This window comes from Actinomycetota bacterium (genome assembly GCA_028698215.1).
GTDB lineage: Bacteria > Actinomycetota > Humimicrobiia > Humimicrobiales > Humimicrobiaceae > Halolacustris.
Genome location: JAQVDY010000008.1, coordinates 43,791 through 65,875, shown reverse-complemented (window position 1 = coordinate 65,875; position 22,085 = coordinate 43,791). Strand labels below are relative to the sequence as shown.

At 42.2% G+C, this 22,085-nt stretch carries 24 protein-coding genes; 8 read left to right on the top strand and 16 right to left on the bottom strand.

Annotation, left to right across the window (positions count from 1 at the left end; translation table 11 throughout):
* Nucleotides 1–11 precede the first annotated feature (11 nt).
* Nucleotides 12–317, top strand: coding sequence for an antibiotic biosynthesis monooxygenase (locus PHN32_04215; GenBank protein MDD3776793.1), 306 nt, complete (start codon nt 12–14; stop codon nt 315–317).
* 6 nt (nt 318–323) lie between these two features.
* Here PHN32_04215 and PHN32_04210 read toward each other — a convergent pair whose 3' ends face one another.
* From PHN32_04210 to PHN32_04185, 6 genes are all read right to left on the bottom strand, one after another.
* A complete protein-coding gene (locus PHN32_04210; protein MDD3776792.1) occupies nt 324–680 on the bottom strand; it encodes a hypothetical protein in 357 nt (118 codons plus the stop codon).
* Nucleotides 681–893: 213 nt separating this feature from the next.
* Nucleotides 894–1,490: a manganese efflux pump MntP family protein gene (locus tag PHN32_04205; GenBank protein ID MDD3776791.1), complete on the bottom strand. Its 597-nt coding sequence runs from the start codon at nt 1,488–1,490 to the stop codon at nt 894–896.
* A gap of 260 nt (nt 1,491–1,750) precedes the next feature.
* Nucleotides 1,751–2,782: a LacI family DNA-binding transcriptional regulator gene (locus PHN32_04200; protein MDD3776790.1), complete on the bottom strand. Its 1,032-nt coding sequence runs from the start codon at nt 2,780–2,782 to the stop codon at nt 1,751–1,753.
* A 206-nt stretch (nt 2,783–2,988) separates the two neighbouring features.
* Nucleotides 2,989–3,765, bottom strand: a complete 777-nt coding sequence (locus PHN32_04195) for an SIMPL domain-containing protein (GenBank protein ID MDD3776789.1) — start codon at nt 3,763–3,765, stop codon at nt 2,989–2,991.
* 10 nt (nt 3,766–3,775) lie between these two features.
* A complete protein-coding gene (locus tag PHN32_04190; protein ID MDD3776788.1) occupies nt 3,776–4,276 on the bottom strand; it encodes a nitroreductase family protein in 501 nt (166 codons plus the stop codon).
* Nucleotides 4,277–4,287: 11 nt separating this feature from the next.
* Nucleotides 4,288–5,451: an iron-containing alcohol dehydrogenase gene (locus PHN32_04185; GenBank protein ID MDD3776787.1), complete on the bottom strand. Its 1,164-nt coding sequence runs from the start codon at nt 5,449–5,451 to the stop codon at nt 4,288–4,290.
* Nucleotides 5,452–5,575: 124 nt separating this feature from the next.
* On the opposite strand from PHN32_04185, the gene PHN32_04180 reads away from it, so the two are divergent.
* Nucleotides 5,576–6,337, top strand: coding sequence for a DUF1295 domain-containing protein (locus PHN32_04180; GenBank protein MDD3776786.1), 762 nt, complete (start codon nt 5,576–5,578; stop codon nt 6,335–6,337).
* A 26-nt stretch (nt 6,338–6,363) separates the two neighbouring features.
* Here PHN32_04180 and PHN32_04175 read toward each other — a convergent pair whose 3' ends face one another.
* Nucleotides 6,364–6,837: a DsrE/DsrF/DrsH-like family protein gene (locus PHN32_04175; GenBank protein ID MDD3776785.1), complete on the bottom strand. Its 474-nt coding sequence runs from the start codon at nt 6,835–6,837 to the stop codon at nt 6,364–6,366.
* A 15-nt stretch (nt 6,838–6,852) separates the two neighbouring features.
* Nucleotides 6,853–7,176 carry a metalloregulator ArsR/SmtB family transcription factor gene (locus PHN32_04170; GenBank protein MDD3776784.1) on the bottom strand — a complete coding sequence of 108 codons (324 nt, stop codon included), beginning with the start codon at nt 7,174–7,176 and terminating at the stop codon, nt 6,853–6,855.
* A gap of 142 nt (nt 7,177–7,318) precedes the next feature.
* On the opposite strand from PHN32_04170, the gene PHN32_04165 reads away from it, so the two are divergent.
* Complete coding sequence (locus PHN32_04165; protein ID MDD3776783.1) at nt 7,319–8,698, top strand: cation-efflux pump; 1,380 nt, start codon at nt 7,319–7,321, stop codon at nt 8,696–8,698.
* A 3-nt stretch (nt 8,699–8,701) separates the two neighbouring features.
* Here the strand turns inward: PHN32_04165 and PHN32_04160 are convergent, their stop codons facing one another.
* The 4 genes from PHN32_04160 to PHN32_04145 all read right to left on the bottom strand — a co-directional run bounded on the left by PHN32_04160 (nt 8,702) and on the right by PHN32_04145 (nt 10,669).
* Nucleotides 8,702–9,049 (bottom strand): cupin domain-containing protein, encoded by a 348-nt coding sequence (locus PHN32_04160; GenBank protein MDD3776782.1) that lies wholly within the window; start codon nt 9,047–9,049, stop codon nt 8,702–8,704.
* Nucleotides 9,050–9,057: 8 nt separating this feature from the next.
* Nucleotides 9,058–9,300 carry a glutaredoxin domain-containing protein gene (locus PHN32_04155; protein ID MDD3776781.1) on the bottom strand — a complete coding sequence of 81 codons (243 nt, stop codon included), beginning with the start codon at nt 9,298–9,300 and terminating at the stop codon, nt 9,058–9,060.
* Nucleotides 9,301–9,363: 63 nt separating this feature from the next.
* The gene (locus PHN32_04150) at nt 9,364–10,011 is read right to left on the bottom strand and encodes a LysE family transporter (protein MDD3776780.1); all 648 of its coding nucleotides are present in this window, start codon (nt 10,009–10,011) and stop codon (nt 9,364–9,366) included.
* Nucleotides 9,995–10,669, bottom strand: a complete 675-nt coding sequence (locus PHN32_04145) for a fumarylacetoacetate hydrolase family protein (protein ID MDD3776779.1) — start codon at nt 10,667–10,669, stop codon at nt 9,995–9,997. The genes PHN32_04150 and PHN32_04145 overlap by 17 nt, the downstream gene beginning before the upstream one ends.
* A gap of 785 nt (nt 10,670–11,454) precedes the next feature.
* Here PHN32_04145 and PHN32_04140 point away from each other — a divergent pair.
* A complete protein-coding gene (locus PHN32_04140; protein ID MDD3776778.1) occupies nt 11,455–13,161 on the top strand; it encodes a DEAD/DEAH box helicase in 1,707 nt (568 codons plus the stop codon).
* 24 nt (nt 13,162–13,185) lie between these two features.
* On the opposite strand, the gene PHN32_04135 is transcribed toward PHN32_04140, so the two are convergent.
* From PHN32_04135 to PHN32_04120, 4 genes are all read right to left on the bottom strand, one after another.
* Nucleotides 13,186–13,359 (bottom strand): hypothetical protein, encoded by a 174-nt coding sequence (locus PHN32_04135; GenBank protein MDD3776777.1) that lies wholly within the window; start codon nt 13,357–13,359, stop codon nt 13,186–13,188.
* Nucleotides 13,360–13,461: 102 nt separating this feature from the next.
* Nucleotides 13,462–15,351 carry a hypothetical protein gene (locus PHN32_04130; protein ID MDD3776776.1) on the bottom strand — a complete coding sequence of 630 codons (1,890 nt, stop codon included), beginning with the start codon at nt 15,349–15,351 and terminating at the stop codon, nt 13,462–13,464.
* Between the two features lie 15 nt (nt 15,352–15,366).
* Nucleotides 15,367–17,424, bottom strand: a complete 2,058-nt coding sequence (locus PHN32_04125) for an MMPL family transporter (GenBank protein ID MDD3776775.1) — start codon at nt 17,422–17,424, stop codon at nt 15,367–15,369.
* A gap of 87 nt (nt 17,425–17,511) precedes the next feature.
* Entirely contained in the window at nt 17,512–18,105 is a 594-nt protein-coding gene (locus PHN32_04120) for a TetR/AcrR family transcriptional regulator (GenBank protein ID MDD3776774.1), read from the bottom strand.
* A gap of 145 nt (nt 18,106–18,250) precedes the next feature.
* Between PHN32_04120 and PHN32_04115 the strand changes: the two genes are divergently transcribed.
* From PHN32_04115 to gyrB, 4 genes are all read left to right on the top strand, one after another.
* Nucleotides 18,251–18,457, top strand: a complete 207-nt coding sequence (locus PHN32_04115) for a hypothetical protein (protein ID MDD3776773.1) — start codon at nt 18,251–18,253, stop codon at nt 18,455–18,457.
* A gap of 10 nt (nt 18,458–18,467) precedes the next feature.
* Complete coding sequence (gene recF, locus PHN32_04110) at nt 18,468–19,601, top strand: DNA replication/repair protein RecF (GenBank protein ID MDD3776772.1); 1,134 nt, start codon at nt 18,468–18,470, stop codon at nt 19,599–19,601.
* A 79-nt stretch (nt 19,602–19,680) separates the two neighbouring features.
* Nucleotides 19,681–19,995 carry a DUF721 domain-containing protein gene (locus tag PHN32_04105; GenBank protein MDD3776771.1) on the top strand — a complete coding sequence of 105 codons (315 nt, stop codon included), beginning with the start codon at nt 19,681–19,683 and terminating at the stop codon, nt 19,993–19,995.
* A 180-nt stretch (nt 19,996–20,175) separates the two neighbouring features.
* The gene (gyrB, locus tag PHN32_04100; protein ID MDD3776770.1) at nt 20,176–22,080 is read left to right on the top strand and encodes a DNA topoisomerase (ATP-hydrolyzing) subunit B; all 1,905 of its coding nucleotides are present in this window, start codon (nt 20,176–20,178) and stop codon (nt 22,078–22,080) included.
* The last annotated feature ends 5 nt before the right edge of the window (nt 22,081–22,085 follow it).

Below are 22,085 nucleotides of genomic sequence, written 5' to 3'. Positions count from 1 at the left end.
AGGAGGATTGTATGTGGGTAGTATTAGTGCAGGTGGAAGTTAAACCTGAATATATCCAGGCTTTTAGGCAGGCGTGCATCCATAATGCCAGCAACAGTATTAAAGAGCCGGGCGTGGCCCGGTTTGACGTTATCCAACAGCACGACCAGGAAACAAGGTTTATCCTAATAGAAGCTTACAGGGACCAAATGGCAGCAGATGAGCATAAGCAAACAGCACACTACGCGCAGTGGAGGGATACAGTGGAGCCATTTATGGCCCAGCCTAGAAGCAGTGTAAAATATATAAATGTCTATCCCCTTGATCAGCAGTGGTAGCTTAAATTAATCCTTTTCTGAAGCCCATATTTTTTGGGCCCCTCTCCAATGGAAAGCAAACAGGGGGATGGATATAACCAGCATCAATACTCCTCTTATGATGCCCCTTAGGGCAATGTTCTTTTCATATCTTAAGGAATTATCCATTTCCTCCTGAACCATAGCCTCTATTTGTTCCGCACTCATATCAGGATACTGTTCCTTGTACATGGGCAAAACCTGGGGCCGGGAAGAATAAGTTACCGGATTGACATAATTAGTTATATTATCTGCAAGGTTTACTATGCCGATTATAAAAACGATTAAGGCTATTACGCAGATAAGATAGAAATATATTTCCCTGACATAAACTTTTCTTGCCATAAGCTACCTCCCCTAAAATGTTTTATTTAATTCTACCACAAACAAAGTTCAAATAAATTAAATTTAAAATCAGTACTTTAAAAACATCAGGTTAAAGTAGATGGCTAAACTAAGCAAGCAGCAATTATTTGATACTGTTTTGTTAAAAATTAAATGGAAAGGAGCTGTCCTTAACTGCATATGTCTTAATGTTGTTTGAAAAAGAAAATATAACTACAGGCCTAAAATATTGGTAAAAATATTGGCCAGCTTGGAATGCCAGTCCCAATGCTCGGCTAAAGTATTTAGCCCTATGGCTATCAGTATTATTCCCCCCAGTATTTCAATGCGGGTTTTAAACAAAGCGCTAAGCCTGCATCCCAGATAATAGCCGGCCACAGAAAGGGTAAAAGCAAATATGCCAATTACAGTTATGGATAAAATTAGGGGGGTATTAAGTAGGCCCAGGGTGATACCTACTACCAGGGAATCTATGCTGGTGGCTATGGATAACAGAATCAGGGTGGGAAGGTTTAAAATATTTCTTTTAGGGCAGTCATCATCAGATTTTAAAGACTCATATATCATTTTAATTCCAATGGCTGCCAGCAATACAAAAGAAATCCAATGGGCGTAATTATCTATGAACCGGGCAAAGCTTATTCCTATAAACCAGCCTATTAAAGGCATTATGGCCTGGAATAAGCCAAAGAACAAAGCTACTTTAAGTACGTTTGCCAGTCTGGGTTTGGGATCCAATGCGCCTCCAGCCATAGATACGGCAAAACAGTCCAGGGCCAGGCTAAAGGCTATTAAAATTAGAGTAATCATAATTTAACTGAGTTCTTATTTTTTAGGAGATTATAGGGGTAAAATAAAAATAATCAAACTAATTTGATAATTTGATTATTTTAAAAGGTGACTGAATCCTCCATTATTGGAGAATCCCAGCCCCTAGACTACCTAGGCAGTTAATTTAGAGATTAAAAATATAATCCCTAATAGAAATGCCAGCCAGTAGTTGATCAGTATGTAAGAAATTGTTCTTTTTGCTTTTTCCATGTCTTAACCTCCTTTCTATCATAATTTATCTATGTCAATAACCCCTGTCCGGGACAGGGGTTAGAGTTTTTAATTGCAACCGAGTTTCTTTCCTCAATTTCACCATCTATTATTATCCTCTCCGGTTTCTTTTCTGGATTTTTAATTCTTTCTACAAGCACTTCTACCGCTTTGTTTCCGGTAGCTTCAAAAGGACGGGCTACCGTGGTAAGCGGAGGATTTAGATACTGGCAGATAAAAATATCTCCAAACCCCATAAGCGATATATCCTCCGGTACGGATAAACCTTTAGAATTTATAACCTTGATGGCTCCCAGGGCCAACAGGTCACTGGTGGCAAAAACAGCGTCGATACAGGAAAACCGGGCCAGGGCTTCTGACATTAACTTTTTCCCCGAGGTTATGCTGAAATTACCCCAAAATAAAAAATCTTCTTTATGCATACCTCTTTCGGACATGGCCTTTTTCCAGCCCAGGTACCTTTCCCGGGCAGAATTTGAGCTTTTAGGCCCGTTAATGCATATAATATCTTGGTGGCCCTGATCCAAAAGATAAGAAACAGCATTATAGGCTCCAGAAAAATTATCAAAAAGGATGGTGTCTATCTCCGGTAATCCTAGGTCCCGGTTCAGTATGACCAGGGGCTGAGTCCAGTTTTTTAACTGGCCCAGGTCCCGGGATTGATCATAAACCGGTATCAATATAATACCGTCTACCCACATGCTTTTAAGGTTTCCCATAATTTCCCATTCTTTTTCCAGGCTGTTATTGGAATTACATAAATACATTTCATAGCCCAAACTTTGCAGCTTATCCGATATGCCCTTCACCAAATCTGAATAAAAAGGGGAGGAAATGTCAGGTACCACCAAGCCAATATTTTTAGTCTTCTTGCTGGATAACCCCGCTGCCAGGCGGCTGGGCCGGTAATCCAATTCCTTAATTACCTCTTTTACCTTCTGCTTTATGGATTCGGAAACTGTATCCAGGCCATTAATGACATTGGATACGGTACCTACCGATACCCCTGCCTTCCTGGCCACTTCTTTTATGGTTGTCATTTTACTCTTGAACCGTTTCATATGAATCGTTTCATATAATACAGCATCTATATCTGGTGTCAACCTTTTTTATTATTTTTAATATTTTTTTAATATTATGATGCAGGGAAAGAACAAATATTGGCTAAAGCTGGCAAAATAAAAGGCGGACAGGTACCTAATAACCCCTCCGCCTTTTAGCTTAAGTTTAATTACGAAATACTGGTCTATCTGAAGTTATAGATTATTTCCACATAAGCAGTCACTTCTACTTCCCTGGGACTGATAGTGGGAGGAAGTACCCCCCGGCCTTCGGGAGCCTCAGCTGCTACTGCGGCTTCGTCAGCATAGAAAGGCCCTGGATAGCTAATCCCGCTTTCATTCACATAATAAATGTCTCCCAACCTCAGGCCCAAAGAATCAGCGATAGCCTCTGCTTTCTGGGAAGCATCCCGGGTAGCTTCTGACAAAGCATCAATTTTAACCTGGCTTTTGGATTCCTGGCTAAGGTCAAAACTTAAAGAACCTATATCATTAGCGCCAGCATCAATAGCTGCGGCCATTATATCTCCAATCTTTTCCATATCAGTAGTGCTTACCTGTACTGAACTGTTTACCCGGTATCCATAAATATCCGGGGGCTGGTTTTCCTGGCTATAATCATATAATGGCTGCAAATTATATCCGGTAGTTTCAACCTTGAGCTCCTTAGCCCGGGTGTCCTGGATAGCATCTATTACTTTTTGTGATATTTCGCTGTTATTGTTTACCGCTTCCTCACTGGTTTCTTCTTCAGTGACCACGTTTATGGATACAGAAACCATATCGGGAGTAGCCTTCACCGTTCCATTGCCGGATACGGCGATGGTGCTTTGAGGTTTAAGGCCGGTATCAGCACCACCATAATAGGGAAGCTCGCCCTTGCCATAGAGGCAGCCTGTGCTTAGTCCCAAGATGGCTATTATGGTTAGTACTATTAAAGTTATCTTCTTAACCTTAGACATAATTCCTCCTTTACCACTTGTTTATATGTATTTTGTCCGGATTGAACCGGTTAGAAGGCCCCTTTTCTTCAGCCGGATAACCTACTGCTATAAGAGCTAAGGGCATGACCCTGGCAGGCAAACCCAACAGTTCTTTTAGGCCTTCCACCCTTTCTTCACGGGGGTAGATCCCCAGCCAGCAGGTACCAAGCCCCATATGCCGGGCTTGCAGCAGAATGTTTTGAGTTGCTGCTGCGCAATCCTGGACCCAATATCCAGCACTTGCCTCCTGGTCCAAATCAGCGCAAACTGCTATGGCGGCCGGAGCCTGGTTTAACATTTTGGAATAAGGGTGGAAACTGGGTATTTTATTTAACAGTTTCCGGTCATCGATAATTACAAATTCCCAATCCTGTTGGTTATTAGCGGTGGGAGCGGCCATGGCTGCCCTTAACAGATCTTCCAGCTGTGAGCGGGATACCGGCTGGTCAGTGTATTTCCTGATACTTCTTCTTTGAAATATTTCTTCCATCCCATTCCTTTCTATCGTGCAATTTCTAAAATATTTATAATGTCCTGGTCATACATTTTAATAAAGTTGCCTTTGGGCCCGGTAGCGGTGCATTTTGCCGCCATTTCTTTCCAGCGCTGGTTTCCTATCTGGGCTTCGCTCAGCTTGACGGGAAGCCCAATGTCCTTAAAGAATTTTTCAAGGCTCCCTATCCCTTTTACTGCTGTCTGCTCCAGGTTATTATAATCTATTTCTATTTCAAATACCCTAAAAGCAAACTGGGCCATCAACGGCAGGTTTTGCTTATAAGTATATTTTAACCAGGCGGGAAATACTATGGCTAGTGAAGCACCATGGGTCAGTCCGTAAATAGCACTGAGCTCATGCCCAATTTTATGGGACCCCCAGTCTTCCTCCCGTCCTGTTCCCAAAATACCATTATGGGCAATGGTGCCGGCCCACATTATTTCAGCCCTGGCATTATAGTCCCGGGGATTTTCAAGGGCCAGGGGTGTATGTTTTATAACTGTCTTTAAGGTGGATTCACACAGCCTGTCTGTAAGATCCACATTCCTGGTATGGGTAAAGTACCTTTCCATTACATGGGCCATTATGTCTGCAGCACCGGCTGCGGTCTGGAATGCAGGCAAAGTATAGGTAAATTCAGGATTAAGTATGGCAAATTTAGGCCTAAGCAGATGATTATGGTATCCCCTTTTTATTAACCCCTCTTCTTTGGTAATTACAGTTACATCACTGGACTCGCTTCCGGCAGCAGGTATGGTTAATACTACTCCCACAGGCGGAACCTTCCGGGGACTGGCCTTTCCTTCAAAGAAGTCCCAAAGGCTGCCTTCATAATGAACTCCGGCTGCAATTGCTTTAGCAGAGTCAATGACGCTGCCTCCGCCCACCGCCAATATAAAATCTATTTTTTGCCGGCGGCAAATATCGATACCTTCCTGCACCAGGCCTAATATAGGATTTGGCCTTACCCCGGGAAGTTCCACTACCGAAATATCCCCGGCCCTTAAAGTTTTTATGACCCGGTCATAGATACCGTTTTCCTTTATGCTGCCTCCTCCATAATGCAGAAGTACCTTTGTGCCATATTCTTTTACCAGGCTACCCAGTTTTCCATCGCTGTCTTTACCAAATACAATGCGGGTAGAGTTTTGGTATTCAAAATTTTCCAATTACTTCTCCCTATACTAAATTCACAATACTCTTATTATAATGAGCTATAAAAAAATGTTCAAAAACCTATACTTTAATAAGTTTAAATAGTAAAATCGTTTTAATACTAATATAGTATACCCTATGCAAGAAAAGCTAATTTATAATTTCCTGTTATATGCAGTATTCATATCAGCCCTGTTTGTTTTCCTGGCCTTATGGTTCATTAAAGCTCCCTATGGGCGCCACTACCGGAAAGGCTGGGGACTGTTTACCAGGGCCAGGTTAGGCTGGATAGTAATGGAATCGCCAACCGTAATCCTTATGGCCTTCCTGTTTATTATTGGAAATAAGTCCGATAATCTGGTTGCCATAATTTTTCTGGCAATCTGGATGTCCCATTATCTGCAGCGGGCTTTTGTATACCCGGTGCTGATGAAGGGAGGGCAAAAGAGATTTCCCCTGATGGTGATAGCTTTTGCTTTAATATTTAACCTGATAAATACCTATATAAATGGACGCTATCTCTTTTATTTTGCCCCCGATTATGGATTGGACTGGCTTACCAGTTCCCGCTTTGTGATAGGGTTGTTGGTTTTTTTGCTGGGCTTAGCCATAAATATTCATTCAGACTCAATTCTGAGGGAGCTTAGGAAAAACAACGAGCAAGGATATAGTATTCCCCATAGGGGTTTTTTCAAATATGTATCCAGCCCCAATTATTTAGGAGAGATAATGGAGTGGATTGGATGGGCCATACTTACCTGGTCACTGCCTGGCCTGGCTTTTGCCGTATTTACTATTGCCAACTTATTTCCCCGGGCATTTTCTAATCACCGCTGGTACCGTAACAACTTTGAGGATTATCCTGAACACAGGAAAGCTATAATTCCTTTTATATTATAGCTAAAACGTCAAGGTCCGGCGTCAGATTAAATGAATAAGCTGGCATCGGCTTCCTGGGCTTTTTCTATGAAAAATGCTACCCCTACACAGCCCTTTACCTCATCTATCATATCTTCCTTGGGGATTTCCAATACGCTCATGCTCATCTGGCAGCCATACAGATTTACTCCCATCTGTAAAGCCATATCCCTTAACTGGGGCAGGGTAGTAATATTTTTGGATCTCATCATTTTTTTAAACAGCCATCTACCCAGGCCGCCCATGCTGTATTTGGATGGACTGGTGTTTTCAATATCTCCTCTTTCCATGAAACCCATCAACCTGCCTAAAAAACTTTTACCGGTCCGGTGCTTTTTCTTCAACGCCTTCAATCCCCAGAAGGTGAAAAACATGGTTACTTCCATATCGGAAGCAGCAGCACCGGTAGCTATCATAAAGGCAGCCATCAGCTTATCCATATCTCCGCTAAATACCACCATGGCCAGTTTTTTCTTTGCCATATTTATCACCACTCCTTAAAACAAGTCATTTATAACATCTTGCTTGGAATTTGATTCTTCCCTAAGAACCTCAGTTAAAAGGTCATAAGCCTTAATAATCTTAGGATTGGCAATGGAATAATAGATATTGCTGCCATTCCTGTTGCGGTTTACAATCCCCTTGGCGCTTAACAGGGACAGGTGCTGGGAAATATTGGACTGGGGCAGCCCTGTCTTTTGAACTATTTCAGTAACCGTAAGAGACTTGTCCCTTATGGCGTCTATTATGGCTTGCCTGCGGGGGTTAGATATGGTTTTGCACATATCTGAATGCAGATTATAGAATTTTTCTTTTTTCATTTTTACCTCTTGGTATAAGTTAAATATTATTATAGCATTTATATAATAACATGAAAACATATTAATATTGCAATATTAATAATGTTTACAGATTTTTATCAAAAGATTAAAATACCAGTATATTGATCTGAGCAATACGTACATGGAAAACAACTATCAAACAGTATTAACTAAAAAGAGAATCGCCACCTTTTCCCTGCTGGTTTCCATTTTTTTAGTCATAATAAAAATAATGGCTGCCTATTTCTCCAATAGCTTGGGAATATTTTCAGAGGCACTTAACAATGGCCTGGACTTGGTTACAGTATTCATTGCCTTTGTAGCGGTAAGAATAGCCAGCAGGCCTCCAGATGCAGACCACACCTATGGACATGGCAAATATGAAAATTTTGCCGCCTTTATGGAGACTACCGTTATCAGCGGCTTGGGTGTATTCATAATATATAAATCCATTCAAAGGCTTATACACCGTGATTTTGAACTAAGCATAGGGTGGCCGGTGTTTTTAGTGTTGGGCATATCTATTATTTTGAACATAGCCAGGGTGATAGTGCTGTACAGGGGGGCTAAGAAGTTTAACTCTTTTGCCTTCAGGGCTGAATATTTAAACTACAGCGGGGACATCTTGAGCTCATTGGTAGTTATAGCAGGCTTGCTGCTGGCCAGGTTTGGCTACAACCTGGCTGATCCCATAGCTTCCATAGTGGTATCACTGGTAGTAATTGGCCTCAGCATCAGGCTTACAGTTAGCATTATTAGGAACCTACTGGATTATATACCGGAACAGGTTACCCAGAAAATAAAGGAGATTTTGGGCAATGACCAGGATATTGAAAGCATAGAAGATATAAAGATACATGAAGTAGGGGGAATAAAATTTATCAACCTTAGCTTATGTTCACCCCATAACCTGTACCTCAGCCAGGCAGAGAATGTAAAGGACAGGGTACGCGAAAAAATAAGGAAGCAGTTTCCTCATTCGCAGATAATTGTGGAAATAAAACCCAGGCTGGCCGACGAAAACATTTCTGATTATTTAAAGCAGGTAACCCTAAATCAGCCTGGGATCAAGGATGTACACAATATCTACTTGTATAAAGTAGGTGACCATACTGACATTTCGGTTCATGTTGAGCTGTCTGCCGGCATGACCCTGGAGCAGGTAGAAAGGCTTACCAGGGACACTGAACAAAAAATAAGGTCTAAAATAAGCAATTTAAGAAAAATATATATACATGCCGAGGATCTGTCCGGCCAGGAATATTGGGATGATATTACCCTGGACTCAGGCCAGCTGATAGAGGAAATAAAAGAAAAGGTATCACCTTTGATAGATCCCGGCACCTGCCATGATTTTACGGTGCTTAAAAAAGGTGAAAGTTACCATGTGGCTTTTCACTGCAGGATGGATAGTTCCCTTAATATTGAACAGGCCCATAAGATAATAACAGAAGCGGAAAACACATTGCGGGTACAGATAAAGCAGATAGAGGAAGTACTTATACATGCGGAGCCGGGTTAGAATTTAATAATCTATATTTGTTTTTCCGCCAAAAATAAATAATATTTTTAACCGGGCGTCCTTGCTGGATTTAATCAGGTGGTTCTCTCCCTGGGGTATATGCACAAAGCTGCCTGCTTTCAAATCAAACCATGAAGAGCCTATCATTATTTTCCCCTCACCTTGTATTACATATAATGCTTCTTCTGTCTGGTGCCGGTGGGCTAAGGGCTGGACTCCGGGTTTAAATTCCACTATTCCCAAATTAAGGGCGCCTGTTTTTATCATGCCCTGGCTGCCAAAGGCAAACTTTACCCATCGGTCTTCAAATTCAGTGGTAGTTATGTCTTTACTGTCAAATACTGGTTTCATTATTATATTTATTGGTCTAATTCCTGGATAGCCCTATCTATTTCCTCTTTTTCAAACCCCACAATTATTTTTCCCATAAAATCTATCACCGGTATGCCTACCTGCTTGGATTTTTCGGCCATCTCCGATAGCTTTTCCGGATGGACACTGATATCAATATCGCTAAATTCAATATTATGCCGCCTAAGGTAATCCTTTACCTGGCTGCAGTAAGGGCAGGCAGAAGTGGAATATACTATTACCTTTTTCATATATGACTCCTTAACCCCTGTTATGGAAAACTGTTTATAACCATACTATAAAGGTTTATGGGGCTAAAGGAAATCCATTATAAATTTGATTCCCAGATACAGCAGAAACAAGGCGCATAATATCAGAATAATGCGATACACTTTCAGGTTAAGAAATCTTTTTCCGGTACTTACCAAAAATCCCACAAACATAAACCAAATAAAATCAGCGCTTATATGGCCAAAGAAAAAAGAGCTTACCCCGGCAATATTGTACTGCATGGCCTTAATCATGAAAGCAGCCCCAATGCTGACCCACCAGATATACCAGTACGGGTTTATAAGGCTTACCATTGCCCCTTTAAGCATAAAATTAGCAGCATAAAATCTGGGAGCAAGAGGTTTGGCTTCATCAGTTTGCCACTCTATTGCTACCTTTTTTTTAAGAACGGAATAAATAAGCTGGCCGCCCAGGTACAGTAAAAAAAAGCCTCCCAATATACCTATAACCTTCATCAGCAGGGGATTGTCCAGGTATCTCAATATCCCTAAAAAGAAACTAATCACCAATAGAAGTTCCAGTATGGAATGGCCCAGGGAAATGAAGAACGAAGCCCAGAATCCCCGCTGGGCTACCCCGGTAACAGTAAGGGTAAACATGGGGCCCGGCACCATTGCTCCTGAAAATCCTACTACCATAGCTCCTAAAAAAATTTCAGCAATTGCTATCATCGGCCCTCATAACCTTGTTGGCTAGCCTGCCTATGTTTTCGATTTCACAAATCACTTCGTCCCCCGGCTGGAGCAATTTCTTTTCTGTCATGAAAACGCCCACTCCCGCCGGAGTCCCGGTTGCTACCAGGTCACCCGGCATCAGGGTAATAGCCTGGGTAATATAGGATATCAGGGTAGCTATATCAAATATCATTTCAGAAGTATTGGAATTCTGGCGCAGTTCTTTATTTACATATGATCTTAAATTAAGGTTCTGGGGATCTTCAATTTCATCTTTAGCTATAATGGCGGGCCCAATAGGGGCAAAGGTATCATAGCTCTTGCCCTGGTACCATTGGCCCTGGTCCCTCTGGATATCCCTGGCGGTTACATCATTGATAATAGTATAGCCGTAGACATAGTCAAATACTTCCTGTTTATTTACTTTTGTGGCTTTTTTGCCTATGATTACTGCCAGCTCTACCTCATAGTCCAGTTCCTTGACCTGGGGCGGATAAAGTATGGATTGGCCGTCTTTGATTATGCTGCTGACTGCTTTGGAAAAAAGAACCGGTCTAGCTGGAAACCTGCCGTCCTGTTCATCTATATGAGATTTGTAATTCATTCCTACACATATTATTTTTCCCGGAATATAAGTGTCAATATCTATATCCATGCCCACACTCCCTTACCAATATTATAAATATAATATGATAGGCTATTTTTTTATGCTTGTATAGTTGGACAAGGTTCAGGTTTTGTGTTTCAAATATTGTGGCTGGACTGGATCCGCTTCTAAGCTTTAATAATTTATTTTTAATGCAAATTGGATAACTGCCTTACAATATATCCGGGTTGCATAGTACTTTATTGAATAAACTCTAGATCAAGCTATCCCTCCGGTATTCCTTATGCCTCCTGTTAATATAGCGGCCAGATTCATTATTTAATGCAAGCATTTTAAGGACCATAATGCTTTGGCCTCTTTGGCCGGCCAGCCTGTGTACGCATTCTTCTCTATTGTCCCTAAGCCCACTATCGGTATCCGCTTTGGGCTTTGCGGCTAAGCTTGTCTATGGTCCCTATAGGGGAGAGGCTATCTTCCGCATAACCAATAGCCTCATCTTCTGCCTCTTCCCTTACTGCCATGTTTGGCTTAGAAATGAACCTGCTATCCAGGCTGTATTATTTCAAGTACCAATATTGGGGCCCACCGGTGATTGCCCTTTTTTATAATATTTTAAAGATAGGGTTATTTATATTATAAGGTATTAATATTGTATCTATCTATTATGGCGCCAACCTGCTATAATTAGCGGCTGATGCAGGGATAAGTGTCCTATTTTAAATGTATTTAGGCCCCCTGGTAGTTTTACAGGTCTTGGACGGGAAATTAGTATCTTCTTTTATCATCACCTTAAACCATCATATTAGTAAATATTATTTGTATTGGATATAAAAATGAATCAATTTGAAGAATTGGGAATAAAAACAGAATTAATTAAGGCCATCTCGGAAATGGGGTTTGAGAAACTCACTCCCATACAGGAGCAGTCAATACCAGCCTTAAAGGATGGCAGCCGTAATTTTATAGGTTTGGCCCAGACCGGAACCGGGAAAACGGCAGCTTTCGGCCTGCCTCTTATCAGCCTGGTAGATACTGGCTCAAAAGTACTGCAGGGCCTTATACTGGCCCCTACCAGGGAATTATGTGTCCAGATTACCAGGGATCTGGAAGATTACTGTAAATACCTTAAGGATGTAAGGGTAGTTGCAGTGTATGGGGGATCCAGCATAGGGAAACAAATAAGCAGTATAAAAAAAGGCGCTCACATTGTGGTAGCTACTCCCGGCCGGCTTTCGGACCTTATAAGGAGAAAGAAGATTGATCTTTCTACAATTAGGTATGCAGTTCTTGATGAAGCAGACGAGATGCTCAATATGGGTTTCCGTGAAGATATTGATGCCATACTTGGATTTACCCCTGCTGAGAAGAAGACCTGGCTGTTTGCAGCTACCATGCCTGCCGGAATGCATTCGATAACTAAAAGGTATCTGGCTGATCCTTGCGAGGTTACCATTGGAGCCAAGAATTCTGCGGCAGAAAATAGCGAACATATTTATTATGTGGTGCATGAAGTGGACCGTTATAAGGCACTTAAAAGGATTGTAGACGCTAATCCCGGTATTTTTGCCATAGTATTTTGCAGGACCAAAATAGAGACCAGGGAGATTGCCGAAAGGCTGGTAAAAGATGGCTATAATGCGGATTCCCTGCATGGGGATTTGAGCCAGGCTTTCCGTGACAAGGTAATGAAACTTTACCGGGAAAGATCCCTGCAGCTGCTGGTGGCTACCGATGTAGCGGCCAGGGGTATAGATATTAGCAATATCAGCCATGTAATAAATTACAGGTTGCCGGATGAAATTGAAGTATATACTCACCGTAGCGGCAGAACCGCCAGGGCGGGAAAATCAGGTATAACTATTTCTATTGCTAATACCAAGGATATGCATAAGATCAGGCAAATTGAAAGACAGATAAATAAAAAGATTGTATATAATAAAGTCCCCAGCGGGGTAGAGGTATGTGAGGTCCAGCTTCTGGGTTTGATAAAAAAGATACAGGGAGTAGAGGTAGACCAGGAAGAGATTTCTAAATACCTTCCTGTTATATATGCCGAACTTGAGCATCTGGATAAGGAAGAGCTAATAAAGCGGATGGTTTCCATGGAGTTTAACCGGTTTATAGAATACTACCGAAAAGAAAATGATCTGAATATAGATTTCGCAAGCAAGGATCATAAAAGGGCCAGGAATTCTAATAAAAAGGGTAAGAGCATGTTTATAAATCTAGGCACCATGGATGGTTTTAATAAGGCCAAGATGCATGGTTACCTTAAAAGTATGACCGGATTGGCTGCAGATAAGTTTGAAAGGATAAATGTTAAAGGGGCATATTCTTTTGTGGATATAAAAGAGCCTTTTATGGATGAAGTTATTGATCTGCTGGAAGATGAAGATTATAAGGGCAGGAAGATAAGGGTTGATGGCTCTGGCGGCGGTAAGAAAGCTAAAGGGCCCAGGTTTTCTAAGGGCAATAAACATTCATCCAATAAGAATAAGGGCAGCAGGAAATATTCTAAAAAGGTTCTGGTTAAATCCTAAAGTGATTTAAAGCTGCATGTAATTTTAGGTATTGGACATGGGGGATAAATGATCCAGGGTAAAATATGTAATGGTTATAGGGCTGTTGTTCCTGCGGTCTTTTCTGCTTATCTCTTGTTTAAATGCTTTCCCCGGGTCTCCAAAGTCCTCTATAACTGTAGTGTCTATACAAATACTGCTAGACATCATATTAATCATTTAGGCTCTTTCCAAGACTAATTATTTTACTTTTTAGCTTAGAAACGGGCCTGCTATCCAGGCTATATTATTTCCAGTACCAATATCGGGGCTCATCCATCCTCAGGGCTTAAACAGTTCCAGCAGCTTTTCCCAGAAGGTCTTGGGCGGATCTGGTTCAGTATCCGGAACCAGTTCCTGCGGGGCCTCTATGGCAGGAGTGCGCATAACAAATTGTACCTGGCTGCGGGTATTATCCTGATGGGCAAAAGAACTGTAATTTTCCGCGCTTAAATTTATGGTTTCCTGCAATTTTAGGCCCAAGTTAATCTGGTCTATACCTTGGCCCAGTTCTGAATTTATCTCTTCTACTCCTTGCTCATTAATTTCAGAGATTCCCTGGGCCAAATCGTTTATATGTTGCTGCATTTGTCCTATATCCTGGGGCATCCCCTGAATATTGTCCCAAAGCTTTTGGGTGCCGGAGTAAAGGTCTCCAATTCCCTGGCTATAACTATTCCAGCCAGCATAAAGTTTTTCTATTCCTTCATTTAGCTGGCCTATAGCCGGGGGCAGGTTTTTAATCTGCTCTAAAAACTGTGCCATTCCCTGGCTGAAATTATTAAATCCCTGGTAAAAACCGCTGATGCCCTTGCTTATTTCAGCCGCTCCCTGATTAATGCCGGCGGCGGCAGATTTAAGACCCGGGTTAGCCGGGCTGCCATCTCCCTGCAGTATAATCCTTTCTGCCAGCACTCCGTTTAGAACTGCCTGCACCTGTCCCAGCAGTTCAGGGTCAGAAGCCAGCAAAACATTTAATTCAGGATCAGATAAAGCGGCCTGGGCGGCCATGGCCAGAGAGTCATTAGTAGAGGCTAAAAGATTTAAACCTTCCTGAAACTGGCCGGTTCCCCTAGCCAGGTCCATTGCTCCGGAATCCAGCTGTTTTAAGGCATCTCCCATAGGGGTTACTGATTGGGCCAGATGCTCGGCCCCCGGAAGCAGCTGCTGGCTTTGCTCATAGAATGTTTCTGAACCTTTGGCCAGTCCGGATAAGCCCCCGGTTATCTTGTCCGCATTTTCCGACAAGGTATAGGCTCCATGGTTTATAGAAGAAATAGCGTCTACCAATTCTACTGTTCCCTGTTTAAGTTCGGCTACACCATCTTTAAATTTTTCAGTTCCCTGGCTGGCCTCGGATAAAGCTTCGCTTATCTGGCCCAGGCCGTCAGCAAGGTCATTTAAATCCTGGCTAAGGTCCTGATATTCAGCCTGGGGTATTTCGGAAGGGAAAGCAACTATATTAATAGGATTCAGCTCAATATGGTCAGATACCATGGTAACCGTAAATTCCTGTTCAGGATAGGGGATGGTAGCAAAACTTATGTTCATGGTCCTGCCCACTACTGTTTTAATGGCATCAGGGCACCTTATATCGCGGAAATTTTCCAGGTCAACTTCCAGTGATACCTGTACCATCAGGGGTATATAATATTGTTCGGTCCGGCTCAAGTTTTTCTGCTGGTAGCCAGCATAGGTTATCTCCTGCTCTTTTTCTAACAGGTTGGTTATATTTATACTAATCTTTAGTTCTCCGGCAGCTCCCGGCAAGCGTTCCGGCTCAATTTCTTGGCCGTTTAGCCAGTAATCAATTTCTATGCCTAAAGGAAGCTCCTGGTCAATGGTCCCCCGGTAAAAAAGATTGCCGTTTTGAAATGCTTCCTCCGGCCAGATTAATTTATCTCCTTCCCTTTCCGGCTGCTGGGGCCCGGTCAAATTTTCTATCTGACTGTAGTTTCCCCAATCAGTCCAGCCCTGGGGGCCTAATTTACCGCTGGCCTGGGCCCAGTTTACTATTTCTATATTAGTGGCCTGGCCTTGGTAATCCAAAGACACAAATACAGTCTCGTTTTTGTTTACAGCAGCAGTGAAACCCAAGCTGGAAAAAGTCAGTAGTCCAGCCAGAAGAAATATTATTGCAGTCATTATTTTATGAGTGTATTTAAATTTCATAGCTTATCCCTTCTTTTAATTTTTTCTCCATTTCCAGGTAGTCCAGCCTATAATTTTATCCAGGGCTACCAGCAGGCTGGGCAGCCCTAAAAAGATGGAAGCCATACTTATTACCGCTCCCCGGCCAATGGAAAAGGTAAATTCAGCAGTAGCCTTGACACTGGTAAACAAAGCAATAGCCAGGGTAGCTACCAGCAGTATAAGGGCGCTGGTCAGGATTGACTGTCCGGTATTGGTTATGGCTTCCTGTGCTGCCTGGCTGCAATCCAGGTCTTGTTTTAGCGATTCCTGGTAGCTGGAAGTAAACAGTATGGCATAATCAATAGTGGCTCCCAGCTGGATAGCCCCGATAAAGATAGGGGTCATAAAAGACACCTCGCCCGTGCCCCAGTAGGGGATGCTTAAGTTAATCCATATGGCAGCCTCAATTAAGAGGATAAGTATGGCTGGTATGGATATAGACTTAAAGGTTATAGCCAAAATTATGGCCACCAGGCTTATAGACAGGATATTTACCAATTTTAGGTCTCGTGGGGCTATGGCGGCCATATCGCTGGTAAGCACTGCTTCTCCTGCCACATAATAATGGTTAAAATAGCGGCCGGCTATGTTCCTAATCTGTTGTATGGTATCAGTAGCCTGGGGGCTGTCCCGCTCACTGGTTAGCTGCACATAGATATGGGTATAGCCGCCTTTGCTGAATTGTTCTATAGCCTGGGAGGGCAGCATCTGCTGGGGCAGGTAGGGATCAGCTACCTGGGACAGTCCGCTTACCTGGGAAACATGCTCCAGATCCTCTATCTCATCAGCCATTGCTTCCTGTTCTAACCGGTGCCCGTCTTCAGTTATAACGTAAATTATGTCTCCCTGGCCAAACTCCTGTTTTAAATATTCAGTATCTTTAATGGATTGGGCATCTTCAGACAGCATTTTGCCGGTAGAGAAATAATAGTCCAAGTTGTTGTGGGCTATATAGGCAGGGATCACTGCCAGCAGCAGTATAACTAAAAAAACCCATCTGAACTTCAATATCCATTTGGATATGAGATTAAAGCGGGGTAAAAATATTCTATGGGTAGCCTTGTCCAGCCACCGGTCGGTGGCCAGCACCAAAGCCGGCAGGAAGGTAAGAGTGGTAATCAGGCTTATCACTACCCCTTTAGCTAAAACAAAACCCAGGTCTTTTCCCATACCCAGCTGCATTATCATCAAAGCTCCAAAACCGGCTACCGTGGTCAGGGCGCTGCTGCTTACCGTGGGCCCCATAGATGACAGGGCACGGGCCATGGCCTCCTCTTTACAGGCAGGGCATAATTTTTTTTCTTGATGGTAGCGGTGGATTAAAAATATGGAATAATCCATGCACACCGCCAGCTGCATTACTGCAGCCACAGAGCCGGTTATATAGGAAATTTCTCCTATAAAAAAGTTGCTGCCCATATTAATAAGTATGGCAATACCAACTGACAGCAGGAGCAGCACCGGTTCCAAAATAGAGGTAGTGGCCAGGGCCAGTATGATGAAGATAGCTATAAAACCAATAAGCAGATATACGCCCATTTCTGAATCTATTATGGCTTGAAAGTCTTCGATTACTGCCTTATATCCGGCTATCCTGCTGTCTTGGGCCACCTGTCTTATGTTTTGTACTATAGGCCCATTCTGGGCCTCGTAATCGGGGTTGATTTGTATCTGCATTAAGGTATTGCTGCCGGAAATAAAGTTTTCTTTTATCTGTTCGGGCATAAATTCCAAGGGCACTGCGGTATCAGAATAGGTATCCAGCCACAATACATCTTCTATGCCGGGTATGGCCATCAGTCCCGTTTTAAGTTTTTCTGCTTCCCACAGTTTCTGGCTGTCAGTTATAAGGTAGATGGTATCTCCTATGCCGAATACCTCATCCAGAATGTCTTGGCCCTGCACAGAGTTTAGGCTGCGGGGAAGGTAGCTAAGCAGGTCATAATTGGTATCTGTATGAAGCATTCCCAGAATGGAAGGAACTATTAACAGGGCAAAAATTATGATGACCGCCATGGGTCTTTTAACTATAAAACGACTGAATCTATCCATAATAAAACTATTGATTAAAACTATTGCTTAAAACATTTGTTTTAATTTAAGCAGAAGCAATAATTTTAGTCAATACAGCAATTTAAATTAGGCGTTTAAGATACTGTTTATAAGGGTTTCAGTATAAAGGATTAAATTCTCGGTATTATCCAGGTTAAAGTCAAATTCCTTGCCTAACCCGTAGAAAAAAATAAGGGGGCTGGTTATGCCGGAGATGATTTGTGAGGTTTTTATGGAGAGGAGCTTAGGGTCATTAATGCCAGTTATTGTTTTTATCAGCCTGGAAATCCTCTGGTCTTTTTGATGGATAAATTCATTTAGGAATATGCTATCTTTTTCTTTCTTGATTACTTTATTGGCTATTACCCATATTATGCCGGGATTTTGGTCTAAAAGCACTATAATCCCCTGGGCCCAGTTTAGTATTCTTTGTTTGGGAGAGAGGCTTAAATCATCCAGTATCTGGTTATTATCAAAAACCTTTTTAAAAAAGTATTTTTCTATTTCATCCAGCAGGTTTTGTTTGGTCCTAAAATAATAGTTTACTGCCGCCAGGTTTACATTGGCTTTCTTGGAAATATCCCTTACGGTAACCCTTAAGTCTCCCTTTTGGCCTATAATATCCAGAAAAGCTTTTATAATTCTTTCCTTGGTTTCTGTTCTATCTGTATTTTTACCCATATTATCAATTTACATATAATTGCTATAATTATAAAAAAATAAATTAAAAAGTTAAACCATATAATATGCCGGCCCCCTTCTTCATATTTTAGCCATATTTTAGTAATATAAGCATGTAAAATTTTACTTATCAGGAGACGGGGATTTGAGATTTGTAGACTATAGGTGCAATCAATGCAGCCGGGTCCGGGAACTGGTAATTGGTGCCGATACGGATATAAGATGCCCTGAATGCGGCAGCCGGGATATGCTGCGCATTTTTTCAGGTCCCATACTGGCCAATACAGAACTTAAACCAACTGCAGGCAAGGGCTGCTCCGGCTCCTGTGCTAACTGCAGCGGGTGCAGTTAGAGAATAAAAGGTGTATTTAAACCACATTGAACTTAAAAACTTTAGGAACTACCGGCACTTAAGCCTGGATTTAAGCCGGGGTACCACTGTAATTACGGGAGACAACGGCCAGGGTAAAACCAATTTCCTGGAATCAATTTATTATCTTTCCTCCGGAAAATCCCACCGTACGGCAAGCCAGAAGGAAATAATTACCGATGGCCAGGACTACGGGCTTATAAGGGCCTCTGTGGCAAACGGGCCCAAATCCCGCTTAATAGAGATTGAACTCAGGCGCGATAACAGCTATAGGCTGAGGATAGACAAGGTTTACTCCCGTAAGAAATCAGAGTTTACCTCTATAGTCTCGGCGGTGATATTTTCTCCTGACGACCTTAACCTGGTTAAGGGAAGCCCCATTTTTAGGAGAAATTACCTGGATAATATGCTGGATATCACCCAAAAGGGCTTTAGCAGGCTGCGGCTGCAATATCAAAAAACCTTAAACCAGCGTAACTCCCTGATAAAAAGCATGAATTTTAAGCCAGGCCTAAAACCCAATGCCACCGTTGAAGTATGGAACCAGAACCTTATCGGTTATGGCCTGCAGGTAATGGAATACAGGCTGGGGCTGATAGCGGGGATGGAAGAAGAATTTAAGAACCTGGTATCCTATTTTTTTCCTGACAGCAACGCACAAATATCTTATGTGCCCAGCTGGAACCGGTCCAGCGGCCTGCCCTTAACCCCTGGCCAGGATATTAGCCAGCAGTACGCTCGGGCCATGGGGCAATCCTGGGATAAGGATCTAGCCCTTAAAACTACCAGCACGGGTCCGCACCGTGATGATTTGGTTATCACTTTGCAGGGTTCAGATTTAAGGAGTTTTGGCTCCCAGGGACAACAAAGGATAGCCGCAGTAGCGCTAAGGCTCTGCGAGCTGTTCTATTTAAAAAAGGAGATGGGCCAGAGCCCGGTCCTGCTATTAGATGATGTGATGTCGGAATTAGATGTTAGCAGAAAAAGGCTGCTCATTGAGAAACTAAAAGACGGCTTTCAAACCTTTATTACCGCTGCCCATATTAATTATTTAGAAGAGCTGCCTTTAAATATTGCCGCTTACTACCAAGTAAAGGACGGCCGCATAATCCAGCAAAAAATTTAGTGATATTAGCTAATTTTTAAAAAGTAACAGGCAATGGTATCATTAGTGGAAAATATGGAAAATATTGGTTTAAAATATTATGGATGAAACAGGCCTACAACCTATTGGAAACATATTGGATGAAGTAGTGGGGCAGCTTAATATAGGCAACCGGCTTAAAGTATCCAGCATCTTTAACCATTGGACAGAAATTGTTGGGGAACAGATTGGTAAAAAATCCAAGCCTCAAAGCCTCAGGGGAAATACATTGCAAATATCAGTGACCAGCTCCACCTGGGCTAATGAACTAAACCTGATGTCCAGGACGCTCATAGATAAAATAAATAAATATGCCGGAGCAGAAGTAGTAGAAAAAATCAGGTTTAAAAATGATCTAAAAAATGAGGATTATTAGTTAAATCAGGTACTAAAATTTTAATAAAAATATGTTATAATATCTAACTATAAAAATTAATTTTTACCCTAAAATAATATGTTTATCCGCGGGTAATGAGTATATTTGAAGGCAGCATCAGTTGTTTACTTATTACCCTTTATTTGTGTAAGAAATAGGGTATTTGAGAGGTGTATTTTTTTGGTAAATTCTCATTATGATGCAAAAGACATAACCGTTTTAGAAGGCTTGGCTGCAGTTAGAAAAAGGCCGGGCATGTATATAGGTTCCACTGGCTCCAGGGGCCTGCACCATTTAATCTATGAAGTGGTAGATAACAGCATTGACGAAGCCATGGCCGGGGTATGCGACAATATTATGGTAGTGCTTAACCGGGACACTTCAGTAACCGTAATTGACAATGGTAGGGGTATACCGGTAAAGAAAGTGGATAAATATAACTTGTCTGCAGTAGAAGTGGTGCTTACCAAGCTGCATGCAGGTGGAAAGTTTGGAGGCGAAGGCTATAAGGTATCAGGGGGCCTGCACGGAGTTGGAGTATCAGTAGTCAATGCCCTGTCAGAAAAATTAAAGGTTGAAGTGAGAAGAGATGGTTATGTATTCAGGCAAGAATTTGCCAGGGGTGAGCCGGTAACCAAGTTAAAAAAGATTGAGCCTACTAAATCCCATGGTACCGTGATCACCTTTTATCCTGATCCTTTAATCTTTGAGGATATAGATTATAAATATGAGATATTGGCCAGCAGGTTTAGGGAGATGGCTTTTTTAAACCAGGGGCTAAAAATAACTTTAATAGACCAGAGAGAGGGTGCAGATAAGAGGGATGAGTTCCAGTATAAGGGCGGAATTGTAGATTTTGTAAAATACCTTTGTGAAAAGAAGGATGTCCTTCATAAAAAGGTGATTTACATCAGTAATTCTGAAGATGACCATGAACTGGAAATAGCTATGCAGTATACCGACGGCTACTCCGAAAGCATATTTTCTTTTGCCAACAATATTAACACCACTGAAGGCGGTACCCACCTTAGCGGGTTTAAGGGGGCTTTGACCCGTACCATTAATGATTATGCCCGGTCCAGTAAGCTGCTAAAGGAAAAGGAAGATAACTTGATAGGGGAAGACATCCGGGAAGGCCTTACTGCTATTATCAGTGTCAAACTCAAAGACCCCCAGTTTGAGGGACAGACCAAAACCAAATTGGGCAACAGCGAAATTAAGGGATTTGTGGAAAGCACGGTCAATGCCAAACTGGCAGAGTTCCTGGAAGAAAATCCCTCCATTGGCAAGGTTATAGTCAATAAAGGGCTAGAAGCGGCCAGGGCCAGGAATGCAGCCAAGAAAGCCAGGGACTTGACCCGGAAAAAATCTTTGCTGGAGAGCAGCACCCTGCCGGGTAAACTGGCAGACTGTTCGGTTACCGACCCTCAATTCTGTGAGCTGTTTTTAGTAGAGGGAGACTCGGCGGGGGGAAGTGCCAAGCAAGCCAGGGATCGCAGATTCCAGGCCATACTGCCCCTTAAGGGCAAGATTTTAAATGTAGAAAAAGCCAGGCTGCATAAGATTTTAAGCAGTGTGGAAATTCAGGCCATCATTACCGCTATGGGTACCAGTATTGATGAAGAATTTGATATTTCCAATGCCCGGTATTCCAAGATTATCATCATGACTGATGCCGATATAGATGGAGCCCATATCCGTACCCTAATCCTTACTTTTCTGTTCAGGTATATGCCGAAACTGCTGGAAGAAGGGTATGTATATATTGCCCAGCCTCCTTTATACCAGATAAAAAGCGGCAAACAAACTTATTATGCCTACAGTGAAAAAGAGCTGCAGGCGGTATTGGATAAACTTAAAGGGGCAAAAACAGACATACAGCAGTACAAGGGCCTGGGGGAAATGGATGCAGAGCAGTTGTGGGAAACCACCATGAACCCTGAAACCAGGACTCTACTCAAAGTGGAAATTGAGGATGCTTTAATTGCAGATGATATTTTTTCAACCCTTATGGGCAACAAGGTAGAGCCCAGAAGGGAATTTATAGAAAAGAATGCAAGAGATGTATTGTTTATTGATATTTAGGCAGG

Excerpts from the sequence above, each read along its gene's own strand:
- PHN32_04215 (MDD3776793.1), top strand. The coding sequence starts at position 12 with ATGTGGGTAGTATTAGTGCAGGTGGAAGTTAAACCTGAATATATCCAG.
- PHN32_04210 (MDD3776792.1), bottom strand. The coding sequence starts at position 680 with ATGGCAAGAAAAGTTTATGTCAGGGAAATATATTTCTATCTTATCTGC.
- PHN32_04205 (MDD3776791.1), bottom strand. The coding sequence starts at position 1,490 with ATGATTACTCTAATTTTAATAGCCTTTAGCCTGGCCCTGGACTGTTTT.
- PHN32_04200 (MDD3776790.1), bottom strand. The coding sequence starts at position 2,782 with ATGACAACCATAAAAGAAGTGGCCAGGAAGGCAGGGGTATCGGTAGGT.
- PHN32_04195 (MDD3776789.1), bottom strand. The coding sequence starts at position 3,765 with ATGTCTAAGGTTAAGAAGATAACTTTAATAGTACTAACCATAATAGCC.
- PHN32_04190 (MDD3776788.1), bottom strand. The coding sequence starts at position 4,276 with ATGGAAGAAATATTTCAAAGAAGAAGTATCAGGAAATACACTGACCAG.
- PHN32_04180 (MDD3776786.1), top strand. The coding sequence starts at position 5,576 with ATGCAAGAAAAGCTAATTTATAATTTCCTGTTATATGCAGTATTCATA.
- PHN32_04175 (MDD3776785.1), bottom strand. The coding sequence starts at position 6,837 with ATGGCAAAGAAAAAACTGGCCATGGTGGTATTTAGCGGAGATATGGAT.
- PHN32_04170 (MDD3776784.1), bottom strand. The coding sequence starts at position 7,176 with ATGAAAAAAGAAAAATTCTATAATCTGCATTCAGATATGTGCAAAACC.
- PHN32_04165 (MDD3776783.1), top strand. The coding sequence starts at position 7,319 with ATGGAAAACAACTATCAAACAGTATTAACTAAAAAGAGAATCGCCACC.
- PHN32_04160 (MDD3776782.1), bottom strand. The coding sequence starts at position 9,049 with ATGAAACCAGTATTTGACAGTAAAGACATAACTACCACTGAATTTGAA.
- PHN32_04155 (MDD3776781.1), bottom strand. The coding sequence starts at position 9,300 with ATGAAAAAGGTAATAGTATATTCCACTTCTGCCTGCCCTTACTGCAGC.
- PHN32_04150 (MDD3776780.1), bottom strand. The coding sequence starts at position 10,011 with ATGATAGCAATTGCTGAAATTTTTTTAGGAGCTATGGTAGTAGGATTT.
- PHN32_04145 (MDD3776779.1), bottom strand. The coding sequence starts at position 10,669 with ATGGATATAGATATTGACACTTATATTCCGGGAAAAATAATATGTGTA.
- PHN32_04140 (MDD3776778.1), top strand. The coding sequence starts at position 11,455 with ATGAATCAATTTGAAGAATTGGGAATAAAAACAGAATTAATTAAGGCC.
- PHN32_04135 (MDD3776777.1), bottom strand. The coding sequence starts at position 13,359 with ATGATTAATATGATGTCTAGCAGTATTTGTATAGACACTACAGTTATA.
- PHN32_04130 (MDD3776776.1), bottom strand. The coding sequence starts at position 15,351 with ATGAAATTTAAATACACTCATAAAATAATGACTGCAATAATATTTCTT.
- PHN32_04125 (MDD3776775.1), bottom strand. The coding sequence starts at position 17,424 with ATGGATAGATTCAGTCGTTTTATAGTTAAAAGACCCATGGCGGTCATC.
- PHN32_04120 (MDD3776774.1), bottom strand. The coding sequence starts at position 18,105 with ATGGGTAAAAATACAGATAGAACAGAAACCAAGGAAAGAATTATAAAA.
- PHN32_04105 (MDD3776771.1), top strand. The coding sequence starts at position 19,681 with ATGGATGAAACAGGCCTACAACCTATTGGAAACATATTGGATGAAGTA.